This window comes from Arthrobacter sp. NPDC055138, from assembly GCF_053607305.1.
This window is the reverse complement of sequence record NZ_JBSGTH010000004.1, coordinates 380,599-403,657: the sequence shown is the minus strand read 5'-3', so window position 1 is coordinate 403,657 and position 23,059 is coordinate 380,599. Positions and strand designations below refer to the sequence as shown.

Sequence of the window (23,059 nt, the reverse complement as noted above, 5' to 3'; positions counted from 1 at the left end):
ATTGGGCTGATGGAGATTCCCGAGGGGCCGCTGCAGTGGGTGTACTATCCCATGACTGTGCTGCTGGTCATCCTCGACGCCGCGGTGCCGGCTGCTCCGTCCGAATTCATGGTGATCGGCGGCGGCACGCTGTTGGCCAACGGCGAACTGATCCTGCCGCTGGTGTTCCTGGCCGTGATGCTGGGCAGCTGGCTTGGCGACCTGCTGCTGTTCCTGCTCTTCCAGCGCGGCATCAACACCTGGCTTAATCGCTATAGCTGGGGCCGGAGGATTGACCGGGGAGTCACGCTGGCGCTGAGCAAGGCCGGCGAATCCTCCACCTATGCTGCGGTTGTGGCGGCCCGCTTCATCCCGGGCGGCCGGACGGCGGCGGTTGCGGCCTCCGGTTTGGCTGATGTGCCGTTCAAGCCGTTCCTGCTCGCCTCGGCCGCCGGCTCAGCATTGTGGGCCACGTGGATGATCGGATTGGGCTTCGCCGCCGGGCGCGTGTCCGTGTTCCCGTTTTGGGTCAACGTCCTGATCGGCACCGGGGTGGGCATTGTGGTGGGCTCGGTGATCGCCATGGTGATCGGCTTCCGGCGACGCAACAGCAGCCGCAGCGCGATCCCGGTCCGTGAGCCCGCCGCCAACCCCGTTCCCGATCTAGGAGCCGAGTGAAACCGGAAACTGACCTGGTCCAGCCCGTCATCAAGTCAGCGAAGCCCTTGGCTCTCCGCATCCGTGCCGCACTGGCGACGGACCTGGCCAGACAATGCGCGGTGACCGCTTCGCTGCTGCTCTGCCTGCTGGCCGGTCTGCATGGCGCCGGTTTGCTGGGCGGGACCGCGATCATAGACGCCGCTTCCGGCGCCTTTGCCCCGGACTTCACCCTGCTGGCGTTGGAATCGCGGGCGTTCGGCATCTGGGGCGTGATCTATCTGGGCCTGCTCGGCTACACCATCTTCCAGTGGTGGCCTGCAGACCGCGCGTCACAGCGCCAGCGCACCATCGGCTGGGCGGTGGCGGCCTCGATGCTGCTCAACGCGGCCTGGATTTTGGCCGCCCAAGCGGGGAACGTCGGCTTGGCCCTGGTCCTGATTCTGATGCTGGTGGCCGCGCTGGCTTGGGTCATCGACGGTTTGTCCCGCTATCCCTCGCCCTACCGGGTGGACGCGCTGCTGGTGGACGGGCCGTTGGGCCTCTACGCCGGCTGGGTCCTGCTGGCTGCTGCCCTGAATGCCGGCAGTTGGCTGACCGTCCGCGAGATCGACTTTTTGGGTTGGGAAGGCGAGGTCTGGGCTGTTATCGCGGTGGCCTTTGTGTCGCTGGCCGGAGCGGTGATGGCGATGACCGGCCGCGGCCGGATCTCTGCCGTGCTGGCCCTTGCGTGGGGGCTGGGCTGGTTGACCTACGACCGTTTCTTGGGCGAGCCGGAGTCCGCGCCGGTGGCGATGGCCGCCGGCTTCGGGCTGTTCTTTGTGCTGGTCTGCGGCATCTCCCGCCATTTCCAGGTGGGCCACGCGGAACGCCGTGCGCTGCGCCGCGGTGAACCGCTGGACTGAGCAGGCAGGGCAACAACGACGGCGGACGGCCGGGTTCTGTGGGAGAGTCCAGTTCCGCGGGAGGCCGCCCGGATTCCGCGGGCGGCTGGCCGGGTTTCACCGGCGGCGTCCGGGTTTGGCGCTGGACGTCTCCAGAACGGTCTCAGCCGACGGGCGCCCATTTACCGCGCGAGCGCCGCAGCACCGCGAGCCTGGCCGTGGTGGCGACTTCTTCGACGACGTGGCGCATGTTCGCGCCGGCTTGCAGCGCCTGCCGGTTTTCGGCGGCGTAGGCGTTGGCGTCCACGGTGAACCGGACGGTGATCCGCGGGACGCCGGCGACTACGTCCAGCTGGTTGGCCTCCACGATGTGCGCCGATCCAACGGCCGCCACCGCAGCTTCCATGACTGCCTCCGGCTTGTTCCCGGGCTTCAGGCCGGTGATGTTCAACTGGGCGCGGAAGGACGGCATCCCTCAACTCTAGCCGCGTCGCGCCGGAGGGTTCAGCGGACGTCGGCGCCGTCAGGGCCGCGGATCGGAGGGGGTCAGTGCGATCCGAGTTGGATCAGAAGCACGCCGACGCCGATGAGCACGATCCCGGCAGCCATCAGCTTGGTCAGGGGCTCGTCGAAGAGGAACTTGCCGATCAGTGCGGTCAGTGCCACCCCGCAGGCGGTCCAGATGCCGTAGGCCATCCCTAGCCCCAGTCCTTCACGCAGCGCGAGCGACAGGCAGCTAAAGGCAATCAGGTATCCGGCGACCACGGCCGCGAGCCATGCCTTGTGTCCGTCGATGCTGGCCCGCAGCGAGAGCGTCGCGGCCACCTCCACCACGATCGCGACGGCTAAGAAGACCCACCCCATCAGGATGCGGCCTGCTCGGAGGTACGCGCCGCGGCCCGGCTTGCCCCCCATTGCACCAGCACTACTCCGGCGACGGCCAGCGCCATGCCGGCCAGCATCAGGGTAGTGAGCGGTTCGTGGAAGAGGACAGCGGCCAGGACCGCCGTCAGGGCAACGCCCAGCGCACCCCAGATCCCGTAGGCCACGCCCACCGGCACCCCCGCCCGCAGGACGGCGGCGATAAAGGCAAACGACGCCACGTAGCCGACGACGACCACAACATACAGGGCCGGGGCGCCCAATGCTGCCTTCAGCGACAACGACGCCGCCACCTCACACACGATCGCGCCCGCAAGCAGCAGCCAGTTCTTCACTTATCAACCTCCCCCACCAGCAGAGCAGGTTTCGTTGCCCAGTGCACAATCAGGGCGCGCGGGAGACTGGGCTGACCGCAAGGCTGCAGAAGTCCTCTTCCAGCCCGCAACGACGGTGCCGCGCCCGATTCCACGCCACGCGGCACCCGTCGGAGCGCGCGGCCTAGCGGCGGTGGATGGACTTGTAACTCAGATAGGCGTTGAGCCCCTCGATCCCGTACTCGGTGCCCAGACCGGAGTCGTGCCGGCCGCCGAACGGGGCGGAGTGGTTGGAGGCGAAGAAGTTGATGCCCACCGAGCCGGTATCCATCCGGTCGGCAACCGCGAGCGCGGCATCCTGATCCCGGCCGAAGACGATGCCGCCCAGGCCGAACTCGGTGTTGTTCGCCAGTGTCACGGCATCGTCCACGTCCGCATACTTCAACACGGAGATGACCGGCCCGAAGACCTCTTCCCGGGAAATCCGCATCTCAGGCGTGACGTCGGCGAAGACCGTGGGCTGCACGAAGTAGCCGCCTTCCAGCCCGCCGCCGAGCCGTGCCGCCTGTCCGCCGGTAGTGGCGCGCGCGCCTTCCGACCGGGCGGAAGCCAGGTAGTCCAGCACGGTGCGGTACTGCGACTCGGTGGCCGCGGGCCCGAACACGGTGGCCGGATCCAGCGGGTCGCCCTGCACGCCGGCGGCGATGGTCGCGGTCACCATGTCTACTACCTGGTCGTAACGCGAGGCCGGGGCCAGGATGCGAGTGGAGATGTAGCAGGTCTGTCCGGTGTTCCGCATACAGGAGCGCACCAGCACCTTGGACATTTCGTCCAGGTCGGCGTCCTCGAGCACCACGGCACTGGACTTGCCGCCCAGTTCCAGCGTGACCGGCCGCAGCAGTTCCCCGCACGCCGCCGCGATCTTGCGGCCCACCGGGGTGGAACCGGTGAACGCCACCTTGTCCACGCCGGGATGCTTCACCAAGGTGTCGCCCAGCCGGCCGGACCCGGTGACCAGGTTGACCACCCCGGCCGGCACGCCCGCGGCGGCCACGGCATCCACGATCAGCCGGAAGGACAGCGGCGTGGGCGATGCAGGCTTCATCACCACCGTGCAGCCGGCCAGCAGCGCGGGCGCCAGCTTGATCACCATCAGGTTGATCGGGAAGTTCCACGGCGCAATCAGCCCGCACACCCCTACCGGGTCGCGGCGCACCACTGACTCGCCGCCGCCGCGCGGGAACGGGCGCACGTCCTCGCGTTCCAGGTACTCCGCGAGCGTGGCGAAGTAGCGGAAGATTCCGGCCGCATTGGCCGCGGCACCGGAGGATTCGGAGACCGGCGAGCCGTTCTCCCTTGTATTGGTCAGGGACAACGCCCCGGCCCGCTTTTCCACCTCGTCCGCGATCCGCAGCAGATAGGCCGCACGCTCGGAGGGCGCCAGCTTGGGCCACGGGCCGGCGTCGAAGGCCCGCCGGGCCGCGGCCACCGCGGCGTCGACGTCCTCAACAGTCCCGTCCGGCACCGATCCCCACACCTGTCCGGTGGCCGGGTCCGTCACGGGATTGCGGCCGGTCCCCCGCGCCGGGACCCACGCGCCGTCAACAAACACGTCGTCCACATGGGTATAGGGCAGGTCCAGAGCCTCGCGGGCGGCGAAGGCGGCCGCGGCGGACGACGCCGGGGCTCCCCCGGGTGCCGCGGCGGTGCTGTGCGGCGTGGTGGTCATCGGATGACTCCTGTCTTCAGCAGTGCCCTGGAACGCTCCAGGTCCGCGGTTCCCATCGCCAATGCGGCCTCGGTGATCAGTTCCGGAATGATTTCCACACCCAGCCGGTCGGTGTACACGTCCGGGGTCATGCCGAACCAGGTCGATGCCAGCGCGATGCCGGCATGGTCGAACCGCCACAGCCGGTCGGCGTCGCGGACCAGGGCGTCCTCCAGCGAATACGCCACGTGTCGGGTGTCATGCCCGTCGATAATCTCGCAGACCCGGTCAACAAATTCCGTCGCGTAGCCCAGGCCGGGCAGCACACGGCGGGCCACCTTGCAGCCCTCGGCCTCGTGTTCGAACCGGATGGCCGCCTTGCGCCAGTCGCCGGTGAATCCTTCGGAGAGGATCCGTTCCTCGTCCACGTGCGCCCAGCCGGTGTCGTGCAGCAGAATGGCCACCCGGACCAGTTGCGCATCGGCCTCCGGGTAGGCTCGGCAGAGCCGCTCCGCGAAGGCCAGCGAGATGGGCAGGTGGATGTCGTTGCCGCGGCTGCGGGTCTCCTGCACCACCGCCTGCCAGATCGCATCCAAATCGCCAACCGCAGCGGGGGTGGTCGAGATCGGCGTGGTGTCCACGGTCCCGGTGGCCGGCAGCGGCCGGACCGGATGGTCGGCCGCGAAAGCTGCGGCCCGCGGGTCATCCGCGTGGGCGGCCGGTTCGGCGAGGGGCGTGGCGGGGGCGTTGGTGTCGGTGTCCGGGGTCTGCGTCTCGGGGGTGCTCATGGGTAGGTCTCCTAGGGTGCGGCCGGTCCGGTTGGTCTTCTCAGCCGTCCGTCGCAAGGGTCTTGAGGACGACGGCGGGATCCGCTGCGGCGTCCGCGGGGATGTTCTGGCCCTTGGCCAGGGCGTTCTTGACCGCCATGAAGTCCAGCGGCGCGTTGACACAGTCGGCGGCGATAATCTGGCCGCCGCGGTAGTACAGCACGGAGAACTTGCCGCGCTCATCGTCGCGCCGGACCACGGTCTGGTCGTAGCCGAGCGTGAGCCCGGCGATCTGCAGTTTCAGGTCAGCTTGGTTGGACCAGAACCACGGGATGCCCGCGTAGTCCTCGCGCCGGCCCATCAGCGAGTATGCGGCAACCTTGGCGTGTTCGATCGCGTTGTTCACACTCTCCAGCCGGATCCGTTCGCCCTCCGGCGAGCCCGGCAGCGGGTTCGGCATGTTCGCCACGTCGCCCACCGCCACCGTGGTGCCGTCCGAGGCCAGCGCGTGCCGGTCCACCACTATGCCGTTGTCCACGTTCAGGCCCAGCTGTTCGGCCAGCTCGGTGTTCGGCACCACGCCGATGCCCACCAGCACCAGCTGGGCGGGCACCACGGTGCCGTCCTCCAGCACGACGCCGGACACCCGGCCGCCGCCGTCTGCGGCGGCGAGTTCCTGGATCCGGGAGTTCAGCTGGATGTCCAGGCCGCGTCCGCGGTGCGCGGTGAGGAAGTACTCGCTGGTTTCTTCCCCCACGGCCCGGCCGATCAGCCGCGGCCCGTACTCCAGCACGGTGACGTTCTTGCCCATCTTGTGCAGACTGGAGGCGGCCTCCAGCCCGATGAACCCGCCGCCGATCACCACGGCGTCCTGCACGCCATCCAGCTGGGCCTTCAACGCCAGCGCGTCGTCGGCGTTGCGCAGGTACACCACGCCGTCCAACTCCGCTCCGGGCACCTGCAGCTTGCGGGCCCGGGCGCCCACGGTCAGGGCCAGCCGGCGGAACCGGAACTCAGCGCCGGAGGCCGCGTGGGCCACGCCCGAGCCGTCGGCTTCCTTCTCGATCCGCTCGATCCGCTCGCCCTTGACCAGGGCCACGTTGTGGTCGTCCCAGTACTGGTTGGAGCGGAAGATCAGCGATTCGCTCTCCACCGTGCCCTGCAGGAACTCCTTGGACAGAGCCGGTCGCTGGTAGGGCCGGTGGTCTTCCTCGCCCAGCAGCGTGATGTGCTCGTCGAAGCCCAGCGCCCGCAGTGATACGGCCAGCTGGACGCCGGACTGGCTGGCGCCAATGATCAGCAGCCCCGTGCGCACGGCGCCGTCCGCCGCCTCGGCGGGCACCGCCGTCGTTGTGGTGGTGGTATCACTGGCGCCAATGATCAGCAGCCCCGTGCGCACGGCGCCGTCCGCCGCCTCGGCGGGCACCGCCGTCGTTGTGGTGGTGGTATCCATGGTTCTACACCTGGGTTTCCGGGGTGGTGACGTACATGTCCTGGCCCTCGCAAAGCTTGAGCTGGCAGGACAGCCGCGAATTGTCCTCGCGGTCCACGGCCGTGCCGTAGAGCATCTCGTCTTCCATTTCTTCCATTTCCGGAAGCTGGTCGAGGGTGTCCTCGCGGACAAAAACGTGGCAGGTGGCGCAGGACAGCGAGCCGCCGCATTCGGCGACGATCCCGGGCACGCCATTGCGCACCGCGGTCTCCATGACCGAGTCGCCGGGGTTGCCTTCGACGTCGCGGACGGCGCCTTCAGCGTCGGTGAAATGAACCGTAGGCATGGGTTCTCCTTCTTACTTGCAGTACCTAGATGAACTGGCGGCCGCCGTCGACCACCATGGTTTGTCCGGAGATGTAGGAGCTGTCCGGCCCGGCCAGGAACAGCGCCGCGCCCACAATGTCCTCGGGCTGGCTGGCGCGTTTGAGCGCGCCTCGGTCCACGCCGTAGTTCTCGGCGTTCTCCATCAGCCCGTAGCTGGCCTCGGTGAGGGTGAAGCCGGGCGCGATCGCGTTGACGGTGATGTTCCGCCGGCCCAGTTCCTTGGCCAGCACCCGGGTCATCGCCACCACGCCGCCCTTCGACGCCACGTAGTGCAGCCACTGCTCCGAGCCGGAGTAGATGGTGGCGGAGGACAAGTTGATCACGCGGCCGCCGTCGGGCAGGTACGGGCTCGCGGCGCGGGTCACCAGCCACGGGCCCTTGAGGTTCACATTCATCACCAGGTCCCATTCGGCCGGGTCGATCTCCTCGAACGGAGTCCGGGTCACCGTGGCGTAAATGGCGGCGTTGTTGAGCACGACGTCGATGCTCCCCTGCCCGAAGTCGGCGCACCGTTGGGCGAGGGCCTCGGTGGAAGCGACGTCGGTGACGTCGGCTTCGAAGGCCTCCGCCTCCGCACCGGCTTCACGAACCAGCGCGGCGGTCTTCTCGGCGCCGGCCAGGTTGGTGTCGGCCGCCGCCACCCGGTAGCCGCGGGACGCGAAGCCCAGGGCGAAGGCCCGGCCGAGTCCGCCGGCGGCGCCGGTGATCAGCACGGTCCGTATGCCGGACCCCGCGGTGCGGTTTCCGCCGCCGGGGGTGGCAGCGGCGTCCAGTGGAGGCTGTGTCATTGGTCTAACTTTCCTGTTGGGATGTGCCGGGCCGGGGCCCCGAGACGGGGCTCGCCCGACCCGGCACTGGGAGCGCCCGTCAGGGGCGCGGGTGCTCAGACGTGGCTGTCGCTGTGCGCCCCGGGACCGGCGACGGCCGGTGCGGCGTCGTCGTCCAGGATCTGCACGGTTCCCTTGGTACCGTCCACCCGCAACCGCTGGCCGGTCTTGATGGTGGTGGACCCGGAGCCGGTGCCGGTCACCGCCGGCAGCCCGTACTCGCGGCAGACAATCGCGGCGTGGCTCATCATGCCGCCGATGTCCGTCACGGTGGCCTTGATCTTGCCGAAGATCGGCCCCCAGCTCGGCGCGGTCACGGTGGCCACCAGGATCTCGCCCTGCTGCACCTCAGCAAGCTGGTCGGAATCGTGGACCACCCGCGCGTAGCCTTCCACCACACCCGGGGACGCGGCCATGCCGCGCAGTCCGCCGCCTTCGACTTCCTCGCCTTCGCCCAGCCACTGCTGGACCTGCTCGGTGGTGATGCCCCAGAGCATCCGGGTGAACGGTTCGGTGATGATTTCCGGCGGAGTGTTCAGCGCCGGAGCCGGACGCGCGGTCTTGAGCGCGTTCACAATGCCGCGGCGGCGTTCGATTTCCTCCGGCCAGTAGGTGGGTCCGATCGGCTCGGCGCCGACGCCCCAGCCGGTGACCAGATCGAAGAGCGCGTCGCGGACTTCGTTGCGGTTCAGGTAGAGCAGGTCCTCCGGCTCGGTCCAGAAGCCCTCGGCGTGCATCATCCGGGAGAGCTCGCGGATCTTGCGCCAGAAGACACCCATGGTCCAGTGCTCAATGTAGAAGTTGTGGTTCTCCACGTACGGGTACGCGGTGGCTGCCAGCTGGCGCTTCGCGTCGAACACCGTCTGGGCCTCGCCCTCAAGCAGGTCGCGGTATTCCTCCACGATCCGTTCCTTCTCCGCCACCAGCTCCGCGACCGGGCGCATGATGTTCTGGCCTTCGTCCAGTCGGCGGATGTAGTCGGCGATGTAGCCCAGCGGGATTTCCTGGTGCTCGTTCCAGTACTTGTCATGCCCGTAGAAGCCGTTGCCCACGGTGAAGTTGAACCAGGGGTCCTTGGCTTCCTCGTAGCGGGCGATCCAGCGCTCGCCGCCCGCGGAGGCGCGGACCGTGGCCAAGGTGGCATCGACGTCGTCGGTGTTGGCGAAGGCGGACTGGATGCCCAGCTCCACCGCCAACTTGGCCAGGTGCTTGAGCTCGTCGTCCGGGCGGAACAGCTCCATGTCCACGCCCTGGACCATGGTGGCGATCGACTGGTCCGGGATGTTCGGGAACACTTCCTTGCAGAAGTTGAAGAAGTCCAGGTACGCGATGTAGCCCAGGTTCAGGAACTCGAAGTGGTACTGCCAGTTCTGGTAGGCCAGCTGGATCAGCCGGTCGTAGTTCTCCAGCAGCACCTCGGAGCCGTCCATCGCCTTGCCCGTGGTGATATCGTCCATCGGGACCATGTCCGGCAGCTTCTTGAAGGAGAGGGTCTCCATCTCGTCGATGGTGCCGCGGACCTTGACGTGCCACTGCTTGAGCAGTTCCTCCCAGTTCTGGAAGTAGTGGCCCACCCGCTGTTCGAAATGCGGCACGCGCGCGCCGATTTGGTCCTCGGGAACCGGGATCGGGGACATGTACAGGTAGCCCAGGTGCACGCGGAACTCGATGCCGTTGGCATTGGGAATCATCAGGTGCCGGGCGTTGTACTGGCCCAGGCACTTGACCGCGAACTCACCGCCGATGGTCTCGAACGGCTTGAAGACGGTGGGCCAGTGCTGGCTGTCGCAGAACCAGAACTTGGCGTCTTCCTGCTCCTTGAGCTTGTCCTGGAACACCAGATAGTAGGGGTAGATCTTCTCCCAGCCCTCGGCGCCGGCGGGCACCGGCAGTTCGGACGGCTTCGGGAAGGACTTCATGGACATTGCGGTCCTTTCGGTGGAGGGCTCTGCATTGAGCCTTCAGTGGGCGGTTCGGTGGAACGGTGGAACCTTGCTGGTGACGCAGTGGAAACGGTGGAACGGTGGTGCAGTGGAACGATCAGAGGGAGGCTTTCGTCAGCGAGGCGGTGATGCTGCCCAGGCTGAAGCCTGACGCGCCGGAGGCGGTGTTGCCGGCGTTGGGCGTGCCGGAGGCTGGGTTGCCGGCGGTGTCCGGGGCCTTCGGTGAAGCGAAGCCGGCGCCGAGCACCGAGGCGTAGCCGCCGGCGCCCGGTGTTGCCGCGGGGGCAGCGGACTTTTTGGCGGAGTGCACGGTTTCCGGGCGGGACTGCAGCAGCAGCAGGTTCTCGCCGTCGGGCAGGTCGTGGTCCAGCGCCCACTCGATGTCCTGCGGGCACTTGTAGTGCTTCTCCGCCCGCTTGGCCATCTGGGCGACGGCTTTCAGCTCGTCGTCGGTCAGGCAGCGGCGGGAGCGCCGTTCGACGTCCACTTCCCGCTCCACCAGGCTGCGGGCTGAGGCATCCGGAACCAGTTCGGCGTGCTTATCGCCCACGTGTTCCGAGACGGAGACCAGCGTGACCTTGTCCAGCACGATATTGTCCGGCGTGACCTGCCCGGAGACCACCATCTCGCCCACGCCGTAGGACGCGTCGATGGTGATCTTGGAGCGGTCCCCGTTGGCCGGATCCAGCGTCATGGCGACCCCCGAGACCTTGGCGTTGACCATCTTCTGCACCACCACGGCCATGGACAGGCCCTCGTTCGGGATGTTGTTCTTCAGTCGGTAGATGATGGCGCGCGAGGTGTACAGCGACGCCCAGCAGCTGCGGATGTGCTCACCCACGGCGGCGAATCCCTCCAGCCACAGGTAGGTGTCCTGCTGGCCGGCGAAGGATGCATCCGGCAGGTCCTCGGCGGTGGCTGAGGAGCGGACTGCCACCGGCACCGGCTCGTCGAAGCGGGACATCAGGTCCTCGTAGGCCTCAATGGTCTGGGCGCGCATGTCGGCCGGAACCGGCCGGGAGCAAATGTCTTCGCGGATGGCGGCGGACACCGTGTCCACCTGGGCAACGTCTTCGGGGTCGAGGCCGGCCAGCAGTTGGTGGATGTGCCCGGTGATGCCGGCTTCCTGCATGAAGCGGTCGAACTGGGCGGTGGTGACCACAAAGCCCGGGGGCACCGGCATGCCGGCAGAGGTCATGGTGACCAGGGATGCGCCCTTACCGCCGAGGTTCTCGAGCTTGGGCTCGACGCCGCCGTCGAAAAATTGGATGAATTCATTGCTGTGCATGGTGTTCAGGCCTCCCAGCTAACGGGAACGGTTTCGGGGACGCGGAAGGAGATGTTCTCGCGGAACTCGATGCCCTCCGGGCTCTCCAGCTTCAGGTTGGGTGCCAGCCGCGCCACTTCTTCGAGCGCGATCTTGGCCTGCAGTTTGGCCAGCATGTTGCCCAGGCAGTAGTGGATGCCGAAGCCGAAGGACAGGTGCTCCCGGGCGTTGCCGCGGGAGATGTCGAACTCCTCGCCGTCCTCGAAGCGGGCGGCGTCGCGGTTGGCGGAGCCCATCAGCAGCAGCAGTTCGCCGCCCTCCGGGATCTTGACTCCGCCCACTTCTGTGTCCTTGAGCGCCTTCCGGCGCCAGCCGACGATCGAACCGGCGAAACGCAGCACCTCGTCGATGGCGGCCGGGATCTTCTTCGGCTCCTCCACCAGCTGCTGCCACTGCTCCGGACGGGCCAGCAGCACGCGCAGCGAGTTGGCGATCAGCGTGGTGGTGGTCTCGTGCCCGGCGAACAGCAGCGAGTACAGGATCGAGGCGATCTCGTGGTCGCTGATCTCCGCGCCGTCCTGCTGCGCCTTGACCAGGTCGGCGGTCAGATTGTCGCCGCCTTCCTCATGGGCCACGCGGACCAGGCGCAGGCACTCCTGCCAGTACTCCACCAGGTTGTGGGCGTGCGGGATCTGCTCCTCGTCGCTCAGGTCGCCCCAGGTCATGGCCGCGCGGGAGTCGGACCAGCGCTTGAACGTGTCCACCTGGGAGACGTCGGCGCCGATCAGGGTCAGGATGGTGACCGTCGGAACGGTGTAGGCCAAGTCCTTGACCAGTTCACCGCGGTGCTCCGGGCGGGCCAGCATCGTCTCCAGTTGGTCCACCACGTTCTGTCGGATGAACGGTTCCAGCGCCTTGTAGCGGCGCGGGGTGAAAGCCTTCTGGGCCACCGCGCGGATCCGGGTGTGCTCCGGCGGCCGACGGGCGGAAAGGCCCGAGTAGGCGGTGAAGCCTCCCTCTTCCATGATCTTGGTGGCCTGCGGGCCACGCTTGCGCACGGGGGCCTGGGCGTTCTCACTGGAGAAGGTTTCCCAGTCGTCGAAAACGGCCTTGATGTCGTCGTAGCGGGAGACAACGTAGTAGCCGACCCGCTCGTCGAACATGATGGGCTGTTCGTTCCGCAGCTCGGCGTAGGCCGGGAACGGGTCCTTCATCTGGAACGGCTCGTAGCCGTGGTGTCCGGCAGGGGCCTGGGCACCGTGGCCAAACGGACAAGCTGCCGTTTCGGTTGAGGATGACATCTGGAACTCCTTGGGGTCGGCTCCCGCGGCAGCCGTTTCCGACTTCAGCGGGTTGATCTGACTCCAGTGTTGCCTACATCACCTGTGACGCACATCTACTGCTTCCACTGAGTGGAAACCAATAGTGCTTACTGCCTCTTGCTTGTTGGGCCGGGCGCGCCCAGGTGTTGCGCCGTCGTCGACGCGGGCCGTTTAGGTTTTCCGCGCGGCATGGCTGCCCAGCAGCGACTCCAGCGGGATATGCGCGGTGGCCCGCTCAATCTGCGCCGAAACCCCGCGCAAGGCAGGCAGGTGCCGCGTCATCGTCCCGGCCTGGGAGGTCAGCAGCACCAGCCCCAGTCCGGCGCCAATCCTGCCGGTGTGGAAGACCGGCACGGCGATGGAGCAGGACCCCAGCCGGACTTCCTCCAGCGTGGTGGCATAACCCTGCTCGCGGATCTGGTCCAGTTCCTCGGCCAGCAGCCCGGGAACAATGTGGGTGTGGGCCGTGGATCGCTCCAGTTGCCGGTTCAGATAGGCGGTGCGGACCCATTCCTCCTCATACGCCAGGATGACCTTGCCGACGGCGGTGGCATGCATCGGCAGCCGTCCGCCCACCCTGGAGGCACGCGGGACGCGCTTGGTGCCGTAGATGCGCTCGATGTAGAGCACCTCGTGGCCTTCCCGGACGGCCAACTGCGACGTTTCTCCGGTGAGCGAGAACAGGTCCTGCACGAACGGCCGCGCGGCATCGCGCAATTGGCGGCCTGCGTTCTGCGCCAACTCCCACAGCCGAATGCCCAACTGATACCGGCCGTTGGCGCCGCGGGAGAGGAAGCCCCAGTCCGTCAGTTCGGCGACCAGCCGGTGCGTGGTGCTCAGCGGCAGGCCCGAGCCCTCGGCGATCTGGGTCAGGCTCAGCGCGGCCCGGGACTGCTCAAAGGCTTCCAGGATGGCCAGCACCCGGGAGGTGACCGAACGCCCCGCTTCGCGACTTCCGCCGGCCATAGCTGCCTCCCACGTTCCGCAGGCGGACCCGCGGAGCCGGGCACCGCCGTCGTCATTCCATCCGCGCTCCACCGCCGGCGCCCTGGTGGCGGCCGGCCGACAACGAGTCTAGCGCCCTAGCAGCAACCGGCCGGCACCGCGCCTAACGCGCCAGCAGCGCCTGACGCTGCGGCCACAGGGTGGCCGATTCCAGCGCGGACAAAGCCCGGGCCATCGCCTCCGCGTCCGCGGTGAACAGGTGGCCGAGCACGCGCTGGCTACAGAGCCGCAGGGCCTGGCCGCGGTCCAGCCCGAACCATTCCATCACCGTGTCGAGGCCGTGCGGGCTGAGCCGCCAGGTCTTGTCCGCGTCCTTGACGATCGCGTCCTCGATGGAGAGCGCCTCCTTGCGCGAATCGTGCCCGTCGATGATCTCCAGGATGCGCGGAATGAGCTCCGCCTGGTGGCCGGTTTGCGCCAGGATTCCCGCCGCCAGCCGGGCGCCTTCCTTCTCATGCAGCAGCACCAGGTCGGACCGGCCGCCGCCGGGGGCAATGGCGGAGAGCACCTCGTCCGGCGGCACCTGGGACCAGCCGATGTCGTGCAGCATGATCGCCGGCAGCACGACGCCGGCGTCGGCCTCCGGATGTGCGGCCAACATGGCTTGGGCCAGGCCGAACGCGTACAGCGTGTGGGCGTCATTGTCCCGGACGGCCAGGAGCGGCGCGGCCTGCTCCCAGATCCGCGCCAGATGCTCATCCAGCTGCAGCACTCCGTCCGGCTCAGCGTCGATGGCGGCACTGACGTCGTGGCCGAACAAGTTTCCGGAAGGCTGCAGCTTGGTCATGCTCCACAGCATGCCGGTCCGGGCAGCCCCGAGCAACCCGAGGTTCCCGCTGGGCGGAAGCGGACGGGGGCCGGGCCGGGGCGGGAGGCGCCGGGCCGGGCCGGGGACGGGACGCGATGGGCGGGGGGCCGGGGACGGGACGCGATGGGCGGGGGGCCGGGGACGGGACGCGATGGGCGGGGGGGGCCGGGGACGGGACGCGATGGAAGAAACGTGCGCACCCCCGCAGCGGATGGCCGCGGAAGAAACGAATGCACTCCGGCGGTGGAAGCGGCGTCGTCCGGGCACGCCTGCACCGGCGGCAGGTGGCACCGCTCAGGGTGACCGGACGCCGATGGCACCCCAACGAAGGCGCCGTCCACGTTTTAGCGGATGCTTAAGCATTTTGCCTAGTCAGAGAAGGGTACGCGACCCAGAACCTGGACAGATATGGCTGAACATGGACATTTCGTCGCTGAGGGGATGCCAGCTAGGACAGCCAGGTTCACAGCAGGCCCGGTTTGCTCAGCGCCGCAGCCGTCCCCGCTGGCAGCACCCGAGTGGCTGCCCGGCCCGAAGCCAGGCTCCAGTTCACTTTCGCTCCCACGTCTTGCCCGGGCCATCGAGCATCGTCCCAAGTCAGCGCGATATGGGTCGGCCGATACGTGGGACGTTAGGCCGATACTTGGGAGCGAAGGGCCCCGGATTTAAGCACCCGATGTCAGACGCGCCCGTCCTGCGCTGCCCCCACCCCTCCGGCGGACGCACCCGCCCCGCGCCACCGCCATCCCGACCCGGCGGTCGCCCGCCCCGCGTTACCCGGTATTCCGCAGGCCGGCGGCGATCCCGTTGACGGTGATCAGCATGGCCCGCTGGAGCGCCTCGTCCGGTTCCGAGGCCCGGATGCGCCGCAGCAGCTCCACCTGCATGTAGGAGATCGGGTCCAGGTACTGGTCGCGGACGTCCAGCGAGCGCTGCAGCACCGGCTGGTTGTCCAGCAGCTGGTTTTCGCCCGTGAGCATCCTGATTTCCGCCACGGTGAGTTCGTACTCGGCGCGGATGTCGTCGAACAGGTGCCGCAGCTCGGCGGGAACCAGCGTGGCGACGTAGTGCGCCGCAATCTCCAGATCGGTCTTGGCCAGCGTCATTTCCACGTTCGAGATGAAGGACTGGAAGTAGTGCCAGTTGCTGATCATCTCGCGCAGCAGCGGCTGGAGCCCGGCGGCCCGGGCGGCTCGCAAACCGGCGCCCACGCCGTACCAACCGGGAACAATCTGCCGCGACTGGGTCCAGCCGAACACCCAGGTGATCGCCCGCAGCTTGCCGAACCCCGGACCGGCAGCAGGGCCGGCTTCCGGGCGGTCCGCCGGACGCGAACCGAATTTCACCGCGCTCAGCTGCTCCACCGGCGTCGCCGCCCGGAAGTACTCCGGCAGGTCCGGATGCTCCACCAGCGAGCGGTACCGCCCATAGGCTGCGCCGGAGATCTCCTCCATGGCCGCGTGATAGCGCCCGCGTTCGTCCTCCGACGTCCTCGGTTCCTGGTGCAGGGCGGACGCCTGCAGCACCGCCGCGAGCGCCAGCTCCAGGTTTTCCCGGGCCAGCTCCGGCAGCGTGTATTTATCCGAGATGACTTCGCCCTGCTCGGTGAACTTGATCTCGCCGGCCAGCGCGCCGTGGGGCTGGGCGAGGATCGCGTCGTAGGTCGGTCCGCCGCCACGGCCCACCGATCCGCCGCGGCCGTGGAAGAAGCGCAGCCGCACGCCGTGCCGCGCCGCCACATCGCGCAGCACCAACTGGGCCTTGTGGATCTCCCACTGGCTGGTGGCCACGCCGGCCTCCATATTGGAGTCGGAGTAACCGAACATGACTTCCTGCAGGTCCCCGCGCAGCTGCACGATCCGGCGGTACTGCGGATCCGAGAGCAGATCGTCCAGGATCTGCCCGCCGCTGCGGAGCGCCTCCACGCTTTCCAGCAGCGGCGCGAACCCGATCATCGCCTCCGGCTCGGCCCCGCTCAGCTCCAACAGGCCTGCCTCGCGCGCCAGCACCACCGCCGCCAGCACATCGTCGGCGCCGCGCACCCGGGACACGATGTACGTCTCCACCGCGTCCGGGCCGTACTGGCGCAGTGCGTCGGCAATCGCCTGGAACACCTCCAGCGTGCGCGCGCGCTTCTTTTTCAACGACGACGGCGGTGCCAGCGGCCCGGGCGTGAGCAGCAGCGAGGAGAGCAGCTGCTGCCGCGGGCCTGGCCCCAGCTCCAGGTAACTTCCCGGCGCGGCAGTGTCCACCGAAGCGGCTTCAGGTGCAACCGCCGTAGTAGCCGACGCACTTGCCGGTGCCGTAGTAGTCGACGCACTCGCCGGTGCCGGAGACCCCGACGCTCCGGCCGCCGTTGCCGGCCCGCCCGCCGGCCCGCCCGCAGGCACCCCGGCCGGTACGCGTTCCGCGTCGCGGGCGGCCAGCAGCGCCGCGACGGCCTTGTGGTGCTTGCCGGCGTTGTCCCGGAAGTCCAAGGTGGCCAGATGCAGTCCGATGGTGGATACCGCCCGGCGCACCGCGGCCAGCGAACCATCGGCCACCAGCGAGGCGGTATGCGCACGCAGCGATTGCTCGATCAACCCCAGATCGGCCAACACCTCCGCCGTCGAGCTGAAGTCGCGCCCCGGTTCGTGCGGCAGCCGGCGCTGGATCCGCGCACTGGTGTTCAGCAGCTTCGCTTTGATGCAGGTCAGCTTCAGCCGATACGGTTCGTTGGCGTTCAGTTCGCGCACCCGGGGGTCCAGGCCCGGCAGGTTCTCCAGGTCCGCGGCCACGGAATCCAGCAGCTCGCCGGTGGCCGCCACGATCGTCGTCGAGTTGGAGAGCACCGCAGTCAGGGTGTCCACGAAGCCGATGTTGATCCGCACGGCATGCTGGTTCTGCAGCTGGAAGACCTCATGCGTCACGTCAACGGTCACATGCGGATTGCCGTCCCGGTCGCCGCCGATCCACGAGCCGAAACGCAACGGGGCACCGTCGTGGGGGAGTGACACACCGTGTTCGGCGAGCAGCTCGGACAGGTCCCCCATCAGCTCCGGCATGGTGTTGGTGAGGATATTGCCCAGGTAGTAGGCGGCGTTGCGCGCCTCGTCCACCGGGCTGGGCCGCACCTGCCGCAGTTCGTCCGTCTGCCACATCTGGTCGATGATTTCGGCCAGCCGCCGGTCCTGCCGCCGCCGCGCCGTACTGCCTTCCGCCGTCGTCGTGGAGAGGAGGTCGGAGATGGCCCGCAGCTTGTCCAGCACGGTCCGGCGCGATGCCTCGGTGGGATGGGCCGTAAAGACCGGCCGAACGTCCAGCTGGTTGACCGCGCGCTGCAGCGCTTCCGGTCCGGCTTCATCGGCGATCTGCGCGACGGTGCGCAGCAGTTGTCCGTCCTCCTCCGGCCGGACGCGCAATTGGCGCACGCGGTGCACCTGCTCGGCAGCGTTGGCCAGATGGAAATAGAAGGCGAACGCGCGCACCAGATCGGTGGCTTCGTCTACGTCCAGCCCGGCGAGCAGTTCGCGGACCTGGTCGATCACGTCGCGGGCGGTCCACGGCCCGGTCGCTTCGCCCTCGCCGCGGGCCGCTTCCTTGGACTCCTTGGTCAGCAGCCGCACCTGTTCCACCAGCTCCAACAGATCCGGCCCGTGCTGGCGCACCAGCGATTCGCCCAGCAGCGTGCTCACCCGGCGCACATCGGCGCGAAGGCTCGCATCGAGGTCCCGATCGCGGGCGGCGTGGGGCATGGGCCAAGTCCTTTCGCGTCCAACAGGCTTGCCGGTTTGTCCCGGCACGGCTGATTCCGCTGCGTGGGCGCGGCATCCCCTCAAGCGTACGACGGCGGCGGCCCTCCGACCGCGGGCCCGTCGCCCTCCGGGCCCGTCGCCTGCCGGCACTGCCCGGGGCGGGGTGCCACGTGGCTGCCCTCCGACTGAGGTGGGCCGCCGTCGTGGGCGCCCGCCGCCTCAGGTCATCCTTAGCGGTGCGAGTAGCCGCCCCAGAAGCCCGCGCCCGGGACGTGTCGGGAACCTAACCGGCCTACTTCGGCGCCATCCGGATGGCACCGTCCAGCCGGATGGTCTCGCCGTTGAGCATGCTGTTGGCCACGATGTGCGCGGCCAGTTCCGCGTACTCCGCGGGCCGGCCCAGCCGGGACGGATGCGGCACCTGATGGCCCAGCGATTCCTGCGCCTGCTGCGGCAGTCCGGCCATCATGGGGGTCTCGAAGATGCCGGGCGCAATGGTGACCACGCGGATCAGCGAGCGCGCCAGTTCCCGGGCCAGCGGCAGCGTCATCGCCGCCACCCCGCCCTTGGATGCAGCGTAGGCGGGCTGGCCAATCTGGCCGTCGAAGGCCGCCACGGAGGCCGTGTTGATGATGACTCCCCGTTCCGGTCCGCCCAGTTCGGTTTCTGCCGGTTCGGTCTCGGCCATCGCGGCGGCGGCAAGCCGGATCACGTTGAACGTGCCGATCAGGTTAATCTGCACCACCTTGCTGAACGCTTCCAGCGGCAGCACGCCCTCGCGCCCCAGCACCTTGCCCGGGGTGCCGACGCCGGCGCAATTCACCAGGATGCGCAGCGGCCCCAACGCCGCCGCCCGGTCCACCGCCGCCTGCACCTGGTTCTCATCGGTCACGTCGGCGGGCGCAAACACGGCCCGGTCCCCCAGTTCGGAGGCGAATTCCTCCCCCTTCGAACCGGGCAGATCCATCAGTACCACCGATGCTCCGGCAGCATGCAGGCGGCGGGCCGTCGCCGCCCCCAGTCCTGATGCTCCGCCGGTAATCAGAGCTACGGCTCCGTTAACCTCCACTGAGTCCTCCTCATCCTCTTAACGTGCTTTCGCCGCCGCCGGTCCACCGGCGGCGCTGCGCCTCAGCCTAGTGTGGCCCGGAGCACACCGTGTTCACCGGTGTGCCCCGCGAGCAGAATGCCCTGCCTGTCCGCGCACCTGTCCGCCGTTAGGCTAGTGCCCATGCCCACCCTGCCCGGCGGCGGCGGAGCCTTCCGCCCGCCCAACCCCACGCTGGCGGCGGGCCGCGCGGACGAGGCGGCGATCGCCGTCGTCCGCCATTTCGGCCACCGTTTGCTGGGGCTGCCCTTCACGCTGCTGGGCGCCGTCCGCCGGCCCTCGCCCGGCTGGACCGGACCGTGGCACTATTGGTGGCAGGCGCATTTCCTGGACTGCCTGGTGGATGCCGGCCGGCGGGAGCTGCGCAGGGAACAGCATTACGACGGCGGCAACGGCCCGAGCGCGGGCCGCCTGGCTGCCCGGCTGCTGCGTACCGTCCGCTGGCGCAATGGGTTCCGCTTCCCCAACGCCTACTACGACGACATGGCCTGGCTGGCCCTGGCCACGCAGCGGCTGGACACGCTCGCCGCCGACGCGAACAAGCCGCGCTTTCGGCCCAGGTCCGCGGCGCGCCGGCTGCTGCCCCAGCTGGAATCGGCGCACACCCCGGATCTGGGCGGCGGGCTGTTCTGGAGTACCGCCCGGGACTTCAAGAACACGCCGGCCACGGCGCCGGCCGCACTGTATCTGGCCCGCGCCGGCGACGCCGGCCAGGCCGCGCGGCTGCTGGACTGGCTGGACGCCGAACTCTACGACCCGGAGCGGCGCCTGTATCTGGACGGCGTGCGCGTTGCCGGCGGGAAGCCCGTCCTGGTGCCGGACATTTATACCTACAACCAGGGTCCGGTACTGGCGGCGCTGCTGGAAGTGGGCCGGGACGCCGATCTGCAGCGTGCGGCCGAGCTGGTGCACGGCATAGCGGCCGGGCTGGTGCAGCAGCCCGAGGTCACCGAGGAAGAGGGCCGGAAACTGATCCTGCGCACCCATGGCGCCGGCGACGGCGGACTGTTCACCGGGATCCTGGCCCGCTACCTGGCCGTGGCGGCGCGGTCCGACAAGCTGCCCGGCGAGGTCCGCGAGCTGGCCGCGCGGATGGTCGCGGACACCGCGGAAGGCTTTTGGGCCGGGCGGGCCATCGAGAACCACCGCAGCTGGGAGGTCTTGGTCTTCTCCGCCGACCCCGCGGTACCTGCAGCGGGGAAGCCGGAGCCGGGCACCGGCGTCGAACTTTCCACCCAATTGCAGGCGTGGATGACGTTGGAGGCCGCGGCCTCGCAGGCCGGATGACCCCCGCAGCGACCCGGTTGGCCCCGGCAGTCCGCGAGGCCCGCCGCCGGCGAGGTCAGGACGGCATTTTTTGCTGCGGGTACGGCGTTTCGTGCCGGGCCAGCATCTCCACGAAGCCGGCGATCTTGCGCTGCCGCCCGGCGTCGGTTTTCAGCTGGCCCAGCCGGTGGATCAGGGCAAACCGGTTCTGCGAGGTGAGCACGTCAAACATCGCCTGCGCCTCCGGAACGGCCGCGATCGCCGAGGCCAGGTCCGCCGGCACCTGAGCCGTGGCCGGACCGGCGTAGGCCTTCTCCCAGCGGCCGTCGGCCTGCGCGGCGGCCACCGCCGCCCGGCCGGCGTCGTGCATCTTGCCCTCCTGCTCCAACTTGTCGATGAACCCGACGTTGCGCTGTGACCAGATGCTGCGCTTGCCGCGCGGGGTGAACCGCTGGAAGACGCTTTCGGCATCGCGGCGGCGCGCCTGCCCATCGATCCAGCCGAAGCATAGGGCCTCTTCCAGGGCCCCGGCGTAGTCCAGTTCCGTCACCGTGCCGCCCTTCTTGTGAAGGATCAGCCAGACACCAGCCGAAGCGGCGTGGTGTTCCTCCAGCCAGGTCCGCCAGGCGGCGGCGTCGGGCAACAGCAATTCAGGAAGTTCTGCAGGCATGCCCTTATGGCAGCACGGCGGGGCCGCTCCGTCTAGTAGTTTCGAAGTAACTTCGTTGCTGACCCTGAAGGAGATTGCTGTGCTGCGCGTGCGCCCCGTTGTGTTCACGTCCCGGATTGACCCGTGGCGGGAGCTGCTGGCCGCCGCCGGGCTGGTGTGTGCGGCCGACGACGGCGGGGCTTGGCTGGAGTTTGACGCCGCCTCCGGCCGGTTGGGGCTGCGCCGGGTCGAGCCTGGCGACCCCGCGGACGGGAGCGTGCAGCTGGGCTTCGAAGTCCGCGACCTGGACGAGTTCGTCCGCCGCACCGCAGCCGACGGCACCCAGGCGGCGATCGAGGACGCCGACCGTGGCCGCACCGCCAGGATCACGGCGCCGTCCGGCTTCAGCTTTCTGGCCGAGCCGGCCTCACCGTCCTTCGGCGCCCACCCCGGGCCCGAACAGCCGGACCCGGCGCTGGCCGTGATGCCGGTCTGGGGGACGCCGGACGTCCAGGGCGCGGTTGCCACGCTGCGCGGAATAGGTGCGCACCCCCGGTTCGGCGCCGCCGGTGAATGGGCGGACTTCGCGGCCAAGAACGGCGGGCTGGTCGCGGTGCGGCACGGCACCGCCGAGCAGCTGGAACTTTCCTTTGAGTACGACGACGACCTCACCGCCCTGCGCGACCGCCTCGCCGAGGCGGGGGTCACCGGGTCCCTGGCGGACGGGGCCGCCGGAGCCGCCGGGCAGACCCTGCTGGTGGATCACCCGGACGGCGCGGGCCCGGCCGCCCCTAGGCGGCTGCGGTTCACTGTCCGGCCGGATGCCTCCTCCAGACCGGCCGACGTCGACTGATTCGCCGGGCCGATGGTCCGAATACATCACGCAATGTACCGCGGGCCAGCGGCGGTGCCGGGTCCACCCGGGGGGCGCCGAAGTAACGCCTCCGGACGCGCCGTCTGGGCCGCCGGCGTGACTGGCATCGCAGCGGTGCTGTAGAACAAGTACATGAGCGTTCGCACCCCCGACCCCTATCCCGGCTGGCTCTCCAACGAGGATCTGCACGAGGCACGGCAACGCCTGCCCATGCTTTACGTGGAGGCTGTGCCGGTGCGGCTGGACTCGCTGGGCTACGTGACGGAAATCGGTTTGCTGCTGCAGGCATCCGCCGAAGGCGAGATGGTCCGCACCTTCGTATCGGGACGGGTGATGTACCGCGAGACGGTCCGCGCTGCCCTGCTCCGGCATTTGGAAAAGGACCTGGGGCCGCTGGCTTTTCCGCAGCTGCCGGCCAGCCCGGTGCCGTTTACCGTGGCGGAGTATTTCCCGTCGCCGTCCGAGACCGGCCTGACCGATGACCGGCAACACGCCGTGGCGCTGGCCTACGTTATCCCGGTCACCGGGGAATGCAACCCCCGCCAGGACGCGCTGGAGCTCAGCTGGATGACGCCGGAAGATGCCCTCAGCCAGGCGGTCCAGTCCGAGTTCATCGGCGGCCGCGGCAATCTGCTGCGCCAGGCGCTGGCGCACGCAGGCTGGTGCCGCTGACCAAGGATCCGGCAGGACTCTCTGCCCCCGCTTGGCGAACCCGGCCGACCCCGCCAACCCGGCCAACCCCGCCAACCCGGACGAATATTCACTAGGCGCCCTTTTCAGCCGCGAAAAGGGCGCCTAGTGAATACTTGATGATCAGGACGCGCGCCGCCCGTCGGCACTAACCCGCCCGGCCCGGAGTCGCTCCTCCGCCGAAATCGGCGCTCCTATCTGGGCAGCGTCCAGGTGTACATCTGGGCGGCCAAGTCCCTGGCCTGCTCCTGGTGCTGGTCCTGACAGCGCAGCCGCTTCAGCGTGACCGGCCGTTGGCTGCGCCGGTTGGCAAGATCCATCAGGATCAGGCCGGCGGCGCGCAGCAGCATGGTGAGGTGGCTCCGGTTGCGGAACTGTTCGGGCTGATCTGGGGCGTGCGTCGGAACCAGGCCGCTACGGGCCTCGGGGGCAAAGATGATACTCATGGCAGGCTTCAACTTCCACAGAACGTAGGGCTGCTGTGCGTTGGGTGCGCTTCCCGGAGGCTTGACGAAGATGCGGTTCCGGAAGCTTTTCGATGTCTTCGACGCTATCG

Annotated in this window: 22 protein-coding genes; 5 read left to right on the top strand and 17 right to left on the bottom strand. The window is 68.8% G+C overall.

Going from position 1 to position 23,059, the window contains the following annotated elements; genetic code table 11:
- Positions 1 to 9: 9 nt before the first annotated feature.
- Both ACWF5H_RS12500 and ACWF5H_RS12495 read left to right on the top strand, forming a co-directional pair.
- Entirely contained in the window at positions 10 to 657 is a 648-nt protein-coding gene (locus ACWF5H_RS12500) for a DedA family protein (RefSeq protein ID WP_452037225.1), read from the top strand.
- Positions 654 to 1,541 (top strand): TspO/MBR family protein, encoded by an 888-nt coding sequence (locus tag ACWF5H_RS12495; protein WP_452037224.1) that lies wholly within the window; start codon positions 654 to 656, stop codon positions 1,539 to 1,541. Before ACWF5H_RS12500 ends, ACWF5H_RS12495 begins: the two co-directional genes overlap by 4 nt.
- A 142-nt stretch (positions 1,542 to 1,683) precedes the next feature.
- Here ACWF5H_RS12495 and ACWF5H_RS12490 read toward each other — a convergent pair whose 3' ends face one another.
- The 15 genes from ACWF5H_RS12490 to ACWF5H_RS12420 all read right to left on the bottom strand — a co-directional run bounded on the left by ACWF5H_RS12490 (position 1,684) and on the right by ACWF5H_RS12420 (position 18,985).
- On the bottom strand, positions 1,684 to 1,992 hold the full coding sequence (locus ACWF5H_RS12490) for a hypothetical protein (RefSeq protein WP_452037223.1): 309 nt from the start codon (positions 1,990 to 1,992) through the stop codon (positions 1,684 to 1,686).
- Positions 1,993 to 2,066: 74 nt separating this feature from the next.
- Complete coding sequence (locus ACWF5H_RS12485) at positions 2,067 to 2,384, bottom strand: DMT family transporter (protein ID WP_452037222.1); 318 nt, start codon at positions 2,382 to 2,384, stop codon at positions 2,067 to 2,069.
- Positions 2,384 to 2,737: a DMT family transporter gene (locus ACWF5H_RS12480; protein ID WP_452037220.1), complete on the bottom strand. Its 354-nt coding sequence runs from the start codon at positions 2,735 to 2,737 to the stop codon at positions 2,384 to 2,386. The genes ACWF5H_RS12485 and ACWF5H_RS12480 overlap by 1 nt, the downstream gene beginning before the upstream one ends.
- A gap of 163 nt (positions 2,738 to 2,900) precedes the next feature.
- A complete protein-coding gene (locus ACWF5H_RS12475; protein WP_452037218.1) occupies positions 2,901 to 4,445 on the bottom strand; it encodes an aldehyde dehydrogenase family protein in 1,545 nt (514 codons plus the stop codon).
- Positions 4,442 to 5,212: an HD domain-containing protein gene (locus ACWF5H_RS12470; RefSeq protein ID WP_452037216.1), complete on the bottom strand. Its 771-nt coding sequence runs from the start codon at positions 5,210 to 5,212 to the stop codon at positions 4,442 to 4,444. Before ACWF5H_RS12470 ends, ACWF5H_RS12475 begins: the two co-directional genes overlap by 4 nt.
- Positions 5,213 to 5,252: 40 nt before the next feature.
- Positions 5,253 to 6,569, bottom strand: coding sequence for an NAD(P)/FAD-dependent oxidoreductase (locus tag ACWF5H_RS12465; protein WP_452037369.1), 1,317 nt, complete (start codon positions 6,567 to 6,569; stop codon positions 5,253 to 5,255).
- A gap of 79 nt (positions 6,570 to 6,648) precedes the next feature.
- On the bottom strand, positions 6,649 to 6,969 hold the full coding sequence (locus tag ACWF5H_RS12460) for a 2Fe-2S iron-sulfur cluster-binding protein (protein ID WP_136787059.1): 321 nt from the start codon (positions 6,967 to 6,969) through the stop codon (positions 6,649 to 6,651).
- A gap of 25 nt (positions 6,970 to 6,994) precedes the next feature.
- Positions 6,995 to 7,798, bottom strand: coding sequence for an SDR family NAD(P)-dependent oxidoreductase (locus ACWF5H_RS12455; RefSeq protein WP_452037215.1), 804 nt, complete (start codon positions 7,796 to 7,798; stop codon positions 6,995 to 6,997).
- 95 nt (positions 7,799 to 7,893) lie between these two features.
- A complete protein-coding gene (locus tag ACWF5H_RS12450) occupies positions 7,894 to 9,762 on the bottom strand; it encodes a PEP-utilizing enzyme (protein WP_452037213.1) in 1,869 nt (622 codons plus the stop codon).
- Between the two features lie 115 nt (positions 9,763 to 9,877).
- Positions 9,878 to 11,068 carry a PEP/pyruvate-binding domain-containing protein gene (locus tag ACWF5H_RS12445; RefSeq protein WP_452037211.1) on the bottom strand — a complete coding sequence of 397 codons (1,191 nt, stop codon included), beginning with the start codon at positions 11,066 to 11,068 and terminating at the stop codon, positions 9,878 to 9,880.
- A gap of 5 nt (positions 11,069 to 11,073) precedes the next feature.
- Positions 11,074 to 12,348: a cytochrome P450 gene (locus ACWF5H_RS12440; RefSeq protein ID WP_452037209.1), complete on the bottom strand. Its 1,275-nt coding sequence runs from the start codon at positions 12,346 to 12,348 to the stop codon at positions 11,074 to 11,076.
- Positions 12,349 to 12,540: 192 nt separating this feature from the next.
- Complete coding sequence (locus ACWF5H_RS12435; protein ID WP_452037208.1) at positions 12,541 to 13,335, bottom strand: IclR family transcriptional regulator; 795 nt, start codon at positions 13,333 to 13,335, stop codon at positions 12,541 to 12,543.
- 142 nt (positions 13,336 to 13,477) lie between these two features.
- Entirely contained in the window at positions 13,478 to 14,161 is a 684-nt protein-coding gene (locus ACWF5H_RS12430) for an HD domain-containing protein (RefSeq protein ID WP_452037207.1), read from the bottom strand.
- Positions 14,162 to 14,955: 794 nt separating this feature from the next.
- Complete coding sequence (locus ACWF5H_RS12425; protein ID WP_452037205.1) at positions 14,956 to 17,916, bottom strand: phosphoenolpyruvate carboxylase; 2,961 nt, start codon at positions 17,914 to 17,916, stop codon at positions 14,956 to 14,958.
- 292 nt (positions 17,917 to 18,208) lie between these two features.
- Complete coding sequence (locus ACWF5H_RS12420; RefSeq protein WP_452037203.1) at positions 18,209 to 18,985, bottom strand: 3-hydroxyacyl-CoA dehydrogenase; 777 nt, start codon at positions 18,983 to 18,985, stop codon at positions 18,209 to 18,211.
- Between the two features lie 162 nt (positions 18,986 to 19,147).
- On the opposite strand from ACWF5H_RS12420, the gene ACWF5H_RS12415 reads away from it, so the two are divergent.
- Positions 19,148 to 20,311 (top strand): glycoside hydrolase family 76 protein, encoded by a 1,164-nt coding sequence (locus ACWF5H_RS12415; protein ID WP_452037201.1) that lies wholly within the window; start codon positions 19,148 to 19,150, stop codon positions 20,309 to 20,311.
- Between the two features lie 55 nt (positions 20,312 to 20,366).
- On the opposite strand, the gene ACWF5H_RS12410 is transcribed toward ACWF5H_RS12415, so the two are convergent.
- Positions 20,367 to 20,960, bottom strand: a complete 594-nt coding sequence (locus tag ACWF5H_RS12410; RefSeq protein ID WP_452037199.1) for a YdeI/OmpD-associated family protein — start codon at positions 20,958 to 20,960, stop codon at positions 20,367 to 20,369.
- Between ACWF5H_RS12410 and ACWF5H_RS12405 the strand changes: the two genes are divergently transcribed.
- Both ACWF5H_RS12405 and ACWF5H_RS12400 read left to right on the top strand, forming a co-directional pair.
- Positions 20,959 to 21,792 (top strand): VOC family protein, encoded by an 834-nt coding sequence (locus ACWF5H_RS12405; protein ID WP_452037198.1) that lies wholly within the window; start codon positions 20,959 to 20,961, stop codon positions 21,790 to 21,792. The genes ACWF5H_RS12410 and ACWF5H_RS12405 overlap by 2 nt on opposite strands.
- Positions 21,793 to 21,945: 153 nt before the next feature.
- Positions 21,946 to 22,485, top strand: coding sequence for an NUDIX hydrolase family protein (locus tag ACWF5H_RS12400; protein WP_364645705.1), 540 nt, complete (start codon positions 21,946 to 21,948; stop codon positions 22,483 to 22,485).
- A gap of 212 nt (positions 22,486 to 22,697) precedes the next feature.
- Here ACWF5H_RS12400 and ACWF5H_RS12395 read toward each other — a convergent pair whose 3' ends face one another.
- Positions 22,698 to 22,949: a hypothetical protein gene (locus ACWF5H_RS12395; RefSeq protein WP_452037197.1), complete on the bottom strand. Its 252-nt coding sequence runs from the start codon at positions 22,947 to 22,949 to the stop codon at positions 22,698 to 22,700.
- Between the last annotated feature and the right edge of the window lie 110 nt (positions 22,950 to 23,059).